Genomic DNA, 8,833 nt, shown 5'->3' with positions numbered 1-8,833 from the left:
CTCCGGTGGAACCGATGGTCGTCCCTCTGAGGCGTACAGCCTGCAGAAAGTGGGATTGAGCCGATCAAGCGCCTGATCCGCCAGCTTGCGAATCCGCCTGAGCGGATGGCTGCTCGGGATCCGCTCCTCGATCGAGACGTAGGAGAACAGGGAGCCGCTGCGCTCCTGTTGGCCTCGCATCAACGAATGGGCAGTTGATGCATTCTCGCAGAGGTGGCCGGGTTTTTCAGCAAACTCTTAGGGGCATGTAGCCGCAGGAGCTGATGATCAGAACGGTCCACATCCGTGGCTGAAACCCTTGCTCCTTCAGGGTTTTTCTACGTTGTCTGCCGTTTCACCCCTTTATCCCGTGTGGCGTTCGCCTTGATTTTGTTCATCGTCTGCCTATGAGAACGTCCTTCTCCGATAGCGAAGCCCGTCGCGAGCTTTCTCTGGTGCTTCAGTACATCGGCTACGGGCTGTTTGGCCTGTTTGTCGCCTTCCTGCTCAAGCTGGTGCTGCCGGTGGCGTTGCTGCAGCCCGCCTGGCAGTTGAAACTGGCCAATGCCCTGCGCACCACGGCACTGTTTCCCTTGCTGGGGGCGGTGCTGCTGCTGCTGGCCCAGCTCTTGCGCTCCCAGTCCACCCGCCTGGCCGACCAGGTGCAGTGGATGCGGCGGCTCGCCTTTTTCGCCGCCATCGGCTTTCTGTTGCTGATCCCTTTGCAAACCCATGCGGGGCTGAAGCTGCTCGGTGACGGCAACAGCGTGGAACTGCGCGCCATGCGCCAGGTGAAGCAGGTGGCTGAGGAGATCCGCTTCGCCAAGAGTGAAGCGGCCCTGAAACGGGCAATCAGCCAACTGCCCGGCGCTCCCGCCCAGATCCAGGGCGCGTTCACCAAGCCCCTCGACCAGGTGCGGGCCGTGGTGCTTGATCAACTCCAGCCCCAGATTCAGCGCGCCGACTACCGCCTGGCAGAGCTGCGCAAGCTGCGCCTGCAGGGGGGATTGCTGGGCTGGATCACCGATGGCCTGGCGGCCCTCGCCCTGGCTGTCTGCTTCGCGGCCATTGGTCAGCTCAAGCGTGGAGGCTCCAGCCTGCTGCTCCACGTCCTTCATCTGCCGGACGTCCTGCGTTTTCGTCAAGGCCTGGGCCGACGTTCCCGGCAGCCGGTGGATGCGGCCTGGCTTGCATCGCTTCAAGACGATGGGGAGGACCCAGCCTCGCCAGGGGCAGGCCAGCCCCCCCCTGTGAAGCGCCCCTGAAGGCCCGATCTAGGCCCGCACCACCGGGACATCGCTCAGCCGGGTGGTGGCGGCCCTCGACAGGCGCGAGCGGCGCATCGTCCAGCGGGGCCGCAGGCCGCAGGCGGCCCACTGCACCGTGCCGCTGCCGTAGCGGCGGTTGAGGCCGTCGACGGCGGCCATCAGGGCCTCGCGCCGCTGCTGTTGTTCCGGTGGCAGCGGGGCCAGCAGGTGGTGCTGCAGCAGCCCCACCGGCTGCAGATCCTGCAGCAGCACGCCCGCCTTCTGCAGCGGCTTGTGGGGCCGGAACAGCCGCTCGGCCAGGGGCAGGGCGGCGGCGAGCAGCACGGCGGTGTCGTTGCTTGGCAGCGGCAGGGCGACGGTGGCGGCATTGGCATAGAAGCGGGTGCCGTTGAAGGGGCTGCTGCGCACGAACACCGTGACGCTGCTCGCCCGCTGCCCCTGGCGGCGCAGCTTTTCGCAAGCCCGGCTGAGGTAGGTGGCGATCGCCTGCCGCAGGTCCTCGAGGCTGGTGACCGGTTCGCTGAAACTGCGGCTGACGCAGGTTTCCTGCTTCGCCGGCGGCACGGCCACCAGGGGCAGGCAGCTGTGGCCGCGCAGTTCCTGCTGCAGGCGCACCCCGACGACGCCACAGCGGTGCCGCAGTTCGCCGCTCGGCATGTCGCGCAGGGCCCGGGCCTGGCTGATGCCCCGCAACCGGCACCAGCGGGACAGCTTGCGGCCGATGCCCCAGACGTCCTCGATGGCGATCGCCTCCAGCCAGGGGCCCGGATCCCCGACCTGGCCCAGATCGAAGACGCCGCCATGGGAGAGGTCGCGTTTGGCGATGCGGTTGGCGATCTTGGCCAGCACCTTGGTGGGGGCGATGCCCACCGCCACCGGCAGGCCCAGCTGGCGGCGCAGCTGCCGGCGCAGGTCTTTTCCCCAGACGGTGAGGTCGCCGTCGCCGGGGGGGCGGTGCAGACGGCCGAAGGCCTCGTCGATGGAATAGACCTCCAGCTCCTCCACCCAGGCTTCGAGGCTGGCCATCAGCCGCTGGCTCATGTCGGCGTAGAGGCCGTAGTTGGAACTGCGCACGATCACGCCGCGGCGCTCCAGGTCGTGGCGCACCTGAAACCAGGGGGCGCCCATGGGAATGCCCATGGCGCGGGCCTCGGCGCTGCGGGAGACGATGCAACCGTCGTTATTGGAGAGCACCACCAGGGGCTTGCCGATCACGGAGGGGTCGAGGGCCGCTTCGCAGGAGGCGTAGAAGTTGTTGCCGTCGACCAGCACGGTGGCCTGGCTCATCGCCCCCCCGGCAGCGAACGGATCACGTGCACGGCCACGCCCCAGAGGCGGTCGTCGTCGCGGCCACCGAGGGCGAGGGGCGGGTAGGCGGGGTTGGCCGGCTCCAGCCACCAGTGCGCCCCCCGGCGCACCAGGCGCTTGAGGGTGAATCCCCCCTCCAGCAGGGCTACCACGATGCGGCCCGATCGGGGCGTGGCCTCCCGGTCCACGACGAGCAGGTCGCCGTGGCGGATGCCGGCACCGAGCATCGAGTCGCCGCAGACGCGCAGCAGCAGGGTGCGGCCGGGGTGGAGGTTCAGCTGTTCGTTGAGGTCGACCCCCATCCCGGTCCCGGGCGACGGCCTTCAGCTTAGTACGAATGTACTGATCAGTCGTCGTCCTCCAGCAGCAGTTGCTGGAAGGCGGTGTAGAGGTCCTGGTCGGGGTCGCCGGCCGAGGGGCGGGAACTCCTGCCGGTCCGGGGGGTCTGGCTCCGGCGGCGGCCAGGGGAGGCGGGACGCTGGCCGTTGCCGCTCAGGTCGCTGCCGGTGCTGCCGCCGCTGGCGGTGGGGTTCATCGGAGCAGGCGCCTCCAGTTGCCGCAGCCGCTCCAGCAGGTGGGGCGGCACGCTGCCGTCAGCGCTGACGTCCATCAGGCCGCGGAACAGCTTCTGGGGGTCCTGCTCGGTTTCGACGGGATGGCGACGGTCGACCGCCCGGCTGCCGGGGGTCGCATCGCCAGCCACCGGGGTGGGCGGTGGCGGAGCCGGAAGCTTGCTGGGCAGCTGGCGGCCGAGGGCCTCCAGCCGTTCGCGGCTGCGGGCATCGAAGCTCATCGGGGCGGGCTCAGCTGCAGTTCAGTGTGTCGCGGGTGAGCCGACCGCTGACGGGATTGGTGCCGCTGGCGGCGGCGCAGAGGCTGGTGAGGGCATCGCCGCGCAGGGGCACGTTGGTGAAGTCGGCGCCGTCGATGAGCACCCCGCGGAATTTGGTGTTGAAGGCGAAGGCGTCGTCGAGGCGGGCGTTGCGCAGGTCGGTGCCCTCAAACACGGCCGAATCCAGGGTCGCGTCCCGCAGATCGCTGCCGCTCAGATCAGCGTCCTGGAGCTTGGCGCCGAACAGGCTGGCGCCGCGCAGGTCGGCCCCGGAGAGATCGGCGTCGCGCAGGTTGGTGAGGTTGAAGGTGACGCCGCGTAGATCGGCGCCATGGAAATCGGCTCCGATCAGCACCTGCTTGGCGTAATCCATCGCCGCCGCCACCGGCAGGGGGCCGGCCAGCAGCAGGAGGCCGCCCAGACACAGGGACAGCAGGAGGGTCAGGGGCCGGGGCAGGGAGAGCGGCAGGAAGAGCGGGCTCGCCATCGAGGATGGAGCGAAGGACTTCAGCCTAGGCAAGGGGGCCGCACCACTCCGTGGCCCGCGGAGCGATGCCGATGGGGACAGGGCGACTAGCGTGGCACGGGTCCGGTTGTCCGGCCCGTTCGATCTCCGAATCCGTGGATGGCCCAGGACCTCCAACCCAAGGACTTTCAACCCAAGGATGTCGAGCCAGGGGACGTCCGGCCAGGGGATGTCCAGCGATCAGGGACCGGAGCGATCGAGGGCCTGTTGGAGCGGATCGACAGGCCGGCGGCCCTGGCGGATGGCCAGGGGACGATCCTGGCAGCGAATCGGGCGTTCTGCCGGCGTTCGGGACTGGACGTGGAAGCGTTGCGCCAGCGGGGCCTGCAGGAGCTCTGCGCCGCTGACGTGGCACCGCTGCTGCGGGGTGCCGTGGCCACCCTGAGCAGCGAACTGGCCGGTTCCCCGGTGGCCGATGGGGTGATTCCCCTATCCCTTACCCGCCTGCCGGCCAGTAGCGCAACGGAGGGCATCTGGTGCCTGCTGGAGCTGCTCAACCAGCGGGTGACGCTGGCTGACCTCGATGACCTGGTCACGGCCCGCTACGCGGATGGCGCCGTGCTGCTGCACCTGCAGGTGCTGCAGCTCGACCTGGTGCGTGGCCGGCTGGGCATCGCCGCCTGCGAGGCCCTGATCGAGGAGATCGCCCACCGGCTGGAAGCGGCCCTTCCGGCCGATGGCTTCTTCTCCCGCCAGGGGGGTGACCGCCTGCTGGCCCTGCTGCCGGGAGCCATGGGCATCGACACGGTGCGGGACATGGCCGGCGCGCTGCTCGCCTGCCTGGAGGCACCCACCACGGTGCTGGAGCATGTCATCGAGCCCTCACTGAACGTGGGGATCAGCCGCGCCCCGGACGATGGCAAGGAGTTCGCCGTGCTGCTGGAGGCCGCCACGCGGGCGCTGGAGGAAACCCATCGCCAGCCGTTCCCCAGTTGCAGCATCGCCTCGCCGGTGGAACGGTCCGTCCAGCTGCAGGAACTGCTGGCCCGTCCCCTGGCCCTGGCGATCGAGCAGGAGCAGCTGGAGCTGGCCTATCAGCCGATCATCGAGCTGGAATCCGGCCGGGTGATCGCCGCCGAGGTGCTCTGTCGCTGGGATGATCCGGTGCTGGGCCGCCAGTCCCCCGCCGATTTCATCGACGTGGCCGAGGCCACGGCCCAGATCTCGTCCCTGGGGCGCTGGGTGATGGAGCGGGCGTTTGAGGCCCTGCACCGCTGGGATGGGGCCGGGCTGCAGCTGGGCAAGATCTGCGTCAACGTCTCGCCCCTCCAGGTGCAGGACCCCACTTGGAGCAGCGACCTGCTGATGGCCCTGGAACGTCACCACTTGACCCCCGGTCGCATCGTCCTGGAGCTCACCGAAGGCAGCATCCTGGAGATGTCGAGCCACGTCGTCAACCAGCTGCGGGACTTGCGGCGGCAGGGATTCGAGCTGGCCATGGATGATTTCGGCACCGGTTATTCCGGCTTGCAGCGGCTCACCGAACTGCCGTTCAGTGAGGTCAAGATCGACAGGAGCCTCATCTCCGCCATCGACTACGACCAGCTGCAGCAGGCCATGCTCAGTGCGGTGATCCGGCTCAGCGACGCCACCGGGATCATGGTGGTGGTGGAAGGGGTGGAACGCTCCCGCCAGCGGCAGATGTTGCTCAGCCTCGGTTGTCGCCACGGCCAGGGCTACCAGCTGTCGGCGCCCCTTTCGGATCTGGAGTTGGAGGCCCTGCTCCAGAGTCAGATCACCCCAGCGGCCTGAACGGTCCCGGCCGCATGCACTGGATTGTCCCGCTGCTGCTGTCCGTGGATGTGGGCGATGGGCGCTCCGTGGCCGGCCTCTCCAAGGCGATCCAGAGTGCCGTGGCGGCCCTGGACGTGACGGCCATCGTGGTGCCCCTGTTCGTGGCGGCCATGGGCACCATGATCGTCGGCCTGCTGTTGTTCCTGCTGGAGGTGCAGCTGGCCATCAGCCAGAACCCGCGCCGGTACTACTGAGACCCACGCCGGTTGCGGGAGTGCCGGTCGCGGGGAACCCTGGAGTAGATGAGCCCTCCCCATGCCCCCCAGCCCCGCCCAGCGTCAGGGAGCCTGGGCGGAGCAGCGGGTGCTGCGGCTGTTGCGGCTCCAGGGCTGGCAGTTGCTGGAGCGCAACTGGCGCTGCCCTTGGGGGGAACTCGACCTGGTGCTCCACAAGCCGGGGCGTCTGCTGCTGGTGGAAGTGAAGGGGCGCCGGCGCTCGGGTCTCGATGGCTCGGGCACCGCCGCGCTGCGCTGGCCGAAGCGGCAACGCCTGGAGCGGGCCTGGAACTGCTGGCTGGCGGCCCACCCCGACTGGGAGCGGACGCCGGTGGAGCAGGTGGCGGCCCTGGTGCCACTGCCGCCCTCGCGGGCGCCGGTGCGCTGGATCCGGCTGGGTGATTGAACGCTTCCGGGCCGGCGAGCCGGCTCAGGGCTGGCTGGAGGCCGGAGCGGCCGTGGCTGGGGCTGGGCTGGCCGGGGTTGTTGTGTAGAAGACCGTGCAGCGGTAACGGGTGTTGCCCATGCCCACTTCCAGGTCTTCGCAGACCGTGCGGGTCACCGTGGCGCCTTTGGGCACCTGGCTCTTGGCCTGCTGGCGGGTGGCCTCACGGTCGAAGATCGATTCGGCGGTGACGCTGCCGGCGTGGGCGGCGCCGGCCAGCAGGGCAAGACCGCCGGCCAGCAGGGCGACGGTCAGGCGGAAACCATGGGCCATGGCAGAGGGGGGATCACTCTTCCTGCTCTAGCCAGTCCTGACGGCCCTGCAATCTGGGGAGACCTGCCGGCGCCTCCATGACCTTCAGCGGCCACCGGGCCCGCAAGCGCTTCGGCCAGCACTGGCTCAGCGACCCCCAGATCCTTGATCGCATCGTGGCCGCCGCCGATCTGCACGGCGCCGACCATGTCCTGGAGGTGGGCCCGGGGCGGGGCGCCCTGACCGAACGGTTGCTGGCGTCCCCGGCGGCGTCCCTGCTGGCCGTGGAGCTGGACCGGGACCTGGTGGTGGGCCTGCGGCAGCGCTTCGGCGGCGACGGGCGCTTCAGCCTGATCGAGGGGGACGTGCTTGAACTGGCGCTGCCCTGCCCCGACCGGCCCCGTCCCACCAAGGTGGTCGCCAACATCCCGTACAACATCACGGGTCCGCTGTTGGAGGTGCTGGTGGGCCGCCTCGGCCGCCCGGCCCCCTGCCGCTTCGAGCGGTTGGTGCTGCTGGTGCAGCAGGAGGTGGGCCAGCGCATCCGGGCCCGGCCGGGCAGCAGCGCCTTCTCAGCCCTCAGCGTGCGGATGCAGGTACTGGCCCGCTGCAGCAGCGTCTGCACAGTGCCGCCCCGCTGCTTCTCGCCCCCGCCGAAGGTCACCTCGGAGGTGATCGTGATCGAACCTGTGGCGGCGGCGGACCTGCCACCGCTGGACCAGGCCCTGGCGGTGGAGAGCCTGCTGCGGCGCTGCTTCGCCGGACGGCGCAAGATGCTGCGCACCAGCCTGGCGGGCCTGCTGCCGGCGCCGGAGCTGCTGGAGCTGGCCGTCGGCGCCGGTGTGGACCTGCAGCAGCGGCCCCAGGAGCTGGCGCCCGCCCAGTGGCTCGCGCTCGCCACCGGCTTGAATCGGTCCTCCAGCGCCGACCCCGGCGGAGCGTGAGCCCGATGGCAGATGTGACGGTGCGGGCCCCCGCCAAGATCAACCTGCAGCTCGAGGTGCTGGGCCTGCGGCCCGACGGCTACCACGAGCTGGCGATGGTGATGCAGAGCATCGACCTGGCCGACACCCTGGTGCTGCGTGCCAGTGCCGATGCCACGATCCGGCTGCGCTGTGACGATGCGGACCTGCCCACCGACGGCAGCAACCTGATCGTCAAGGCGGCGGAGCTGTTGCGTTCCCGCGTGGGCCTGCCGGAGCTGGGGGTGGAGATCACATTGCACAAGCGCATCCCCATCGGCGCTGGCCTGGCGGGCGGCTCCAGCGATGGGGCCGCCGCCCTGGTGGGTCTTGATGCCCTCTGGGGTTTATCTCTGGGCAGCGAACGGCTGCATGGCCTGGCGGCCGAACTGGGATCCGACATGCCCTTCTGTCTGGAGGGGGGCACCCAGCTCTGCTTCGGCCGCGGGGAGCGGCTGGAGCCGGTGCCGCAGCAGCAGGTGGCGAAGCGGGCGGTGCTGCTGCTCAAGCACCCGCAGGCCAGCGTCTCCACGCCCTGGGCCTACGGCCGTTGCCGGGACCTGCGCAGCGACTTCTACCTGGAGAGCGAGGCGGACTTCGAACAGCGGCGCCAGGCCCTGCGCCACGGCCCCCTGCTGGCCGCCCTGGCCGACTCCGGCCCCCTGCCACCGCTGCGCAATGACCTCCAGTCGGTGGTGGCGCCGGAGGTGGAGAGCGTCCGCTCGGGCCTCGATCTGCTGCGCCGCGGCCCGCAGGCCCTGGCCGTGGCGATGAGCGGTTCCGGACCGAGCCTCTACGCGCTCTATCCCGACCTGCCGGCGGCCCAGGCGGCCCAGGCCGCCCTGGCGGAGGAGCTCGATGCCCTGGGTTTCGCCTCGTGGTGCTGCCGTTGCGGCGGGTCCGGTGTCAGCCTGGTGACGGATGGACCCCCACCATGACGGACGAACAACCCACACCGCCGCCGCGCAAGGGACCGCTGAGCTTCCTGTCCGGCGCCCTCACCAGTGGCCTGCTGGCCTGGCTGAGCCTGGGCGTCAGCCAGCGGGTGGTGGGCTGGTACGTGACCCATCCGCCCCACTTCGATTCGGCCTTCGCCCAGAGCATCGCCACGGCGATGAAGACCCTGATGGTGGGGATGTGCTTCCTGGCCACCTTCAGCTTCGCCTTCATCGGCCTGGGGCTGTTCCTGGTGTTCATCCGCAGCCTGTTGCCGGCCGAAGCGGAATCTCCTTCCTAAGCTGCCGCTGCCGCC

12 protein-coding genes and 1 pseudogene are annotated in these 8,833 nt (G+C 69.9%); 7 read left to right on the top strand and 6 right to left on the bottom strand.

The features are described 5' to 3' along the window. A pseudogene (locus tag KBZ33_RS05330) lies at window positions 1-180 on the bottom strand (IS5/IS1182 family transposase); the annotation flags it as partial. A gap of 206 nt (window positions 181-386) precedes the next feature. Here KBZ33_RS05330 and KBZ33_RS05325 point away from each other — a divergent pair. Further along, on the top strand, window positions 387-1,244 hold the full coding sequence (locus tag KBZ33_RS05325; RefSeq protein WP_254950883.1) for a hypothetical protein: 858 nt from the start codon (window positions 387-389) through the stop codon (window positions 1,242-1,244). Window positions 1,245-1,253: 9 nt separating this feature from the next. On the opposite strand, the gene KBZ33_RS05320 is transcribed toward KBZ33_RS05325, so the two are convergent. Genes KBZ33_RS05320 through KBZ33_RS05305 form a run of 4 tightly spaced genes read right to left on the bottom strand, consistent with a single transcriptional unit; the run spans window position 1,254 to window position 3,874 of the window. Then, window positions 1,254-2,534 (bottom strand): Y-family DNA polymerase, encoded by a 1,281-nt coding sequence (locus tag KBZ33_RS05320; protein ID WP_254950881.1) that lies wholly within the window; start codon window positions 2,532-2,534, stop codon window positions 1,254-1,256. Next, complete coding sequence (locus KBZ33_RS05315) at window positions 2,531-2,857, bottom strand: S24 family peptidase (RefSeq protein ID WP_315859140.1); 327 nt, start codon at window positions 2,855-2,857, stop codon at window positions 2,531-2,533. Before KBZ33_RS05315 ends, KBZ33_RS05320 begins: the two co-directional genes overlap by 4 nt. A 44-nt stretch (window positions 2,858-2,901) precedes the next feature. Next, window positions 2,902-3,348 carry a hypothetical protein gene (locus KBZ33_RS05310; RefSeq protein WP_254950879.1) on the bottom strand — a complete coding sequence of 149 codons (447 nt, stop codon included), beginning with the start codon at window positions 3,346-3,348 and terminating at the stop codon, window positions 2,902-2,904. A 10-nt stretch (window positions 3,349-3,358) separates the two neighbouring features. Beyond that, window positions 3,359-3,874 (bottom strand): pentapeptide repeat-containing protein, encoded by a 516-nt coding sequence (locus KBZ33_RS05305; protein ID WP_254950877.1) that lies wholly within the window; start codon window positions 3,872-3,874, stop codon window positions 3,359-3,361. Window positions 3,875-4,012: 138 nt separating this feature from the next. On the opposite strand from KBZ33_RS05305, the gene KBZ33_RS05300 reads away from it, so the two are divergent. The 3 genes from KBZ33_RS05300 (at window position 4,013) to KBZ33_RS05290 (ending at window position 6,328) form a co-directional block, all read left to right on the top strand. Further along, window positions 4,013-5,665: a bifunctional diguanylate cyclase/phosphodiesterase gene (locus KBZ33_RS05300; protein WP_254950875.1), complete on the top strand. Its 1,653-nt coding sequence runs from the start codon at window positions 4,013-4,015 to the stop codon at window positions 5,663-5,665. 14 nt (window positions 5,666-5,679) lie between these two features. Next, complete coding sequence (locus KBZ33_RS05295) at window positions 5,680-5,901, top strand: DUF2721 domain-containing protein (RefSeq protein ID WP_254950873.1); 222 nt, start codon at window positions 5,680-5,682, stop codon at window positions 5,899-5,901. Between the two features lie 61 nt (window positions 5,902-5,962). Further along, window positions 5,963-6,328, top strand: a complete 366-nt coding sequence (locus KBZ33_RS05290) for a YraN family protein (RefSeq protein WP_254950871.1) — start codon at window positions 5,963-5,965, stop codon at window positions 6,326-6,328. Between the two features lie 24 nt (window positions 6,329-6,352). On the opposite strand, the gene KBZ33_RS05285 is transcribed toward KBZ33_RS05290, so the two are convergent. After that, window positions 6,353-6,640: a hypothetical protein gene (locus tag KBZ33_RS05285; protein ID WP_254950869.1), complete on the bottom strand. Its 288-nt coding sequence runs from the start codon at window positions 6,638-6,640 to the stop codon at window positions 6,353-6,355. Window positions 6,641-6,717: 77 nt separating this feature from the next. Between KBZ33_RS05285 and rsmA the strand changes: the two genes are divergently transcribed. Genes rsmA through KBZ33_RS05270 form a run of 3 tightly spaced genes read left to right on the top strand, consistent with a single transcriptional unit; the run spans window position 6,718 to window position 8,818 of the window. Further along, window positions 6,718-7,563, top strand: coding sequence for a 16S rRNA (adenine(1518)-N(6)/adenine(1519)-N(6))-dimethyltransferase RsmA (gene rsmA, locus KBZ33_RS05280; RefSeq protein ID WP_254950867.1), 846 nt, complete (start codon window positions 6,718-6,720; stop codon window positions 7,561-7,563). Between the two features lie 5 nt (window positions 7,564-7,568). After that, complete coding sequence (ispE, locus tag KBZ33_RS05275; RefSeq protein WP_254950865.1) at window positions 7,569-8,519, top strand: 4-(cytidine 5'-diphospho)-2-C-methyl-D-erythritol kinase; 951 nt, start codon at window positions 7,569-7,571, stop codon at window positions 8,517-8,519. Further along, window positions 8,516-8,818: a DUF3082 domain-containing protein gene (locus KBZ33_RS05270; protein WP_254950863.1), complete on the top strand. Its 303-nt coding sequence runs from the start codon at window positions 8,516-8,518 to the stop codon at window positions 8,816-8,818. Before ispE ends, KBZ33_RS05270 begins: the two co-directional genes overlap by 4 nt. Window positions 8,819-8,833 lie beyond the last annotated feature (15 nt).

Origin of the sequence: Cyanobium sp. Cruz-8D1, assembly GCF_024345975.1 — a bacterium.
Classification (GTDB): domain Bacteria; phylum Cyanobacteriota; class Cyanobacteriia; order PCC-6307; family Cyanobiaceae; genus Cyanobium.
The sequence above is the reverse complement of the archived record's forward strand: the minus strand, read 5'-3'. Positions and strand labels throughout refer to the sequence as shown.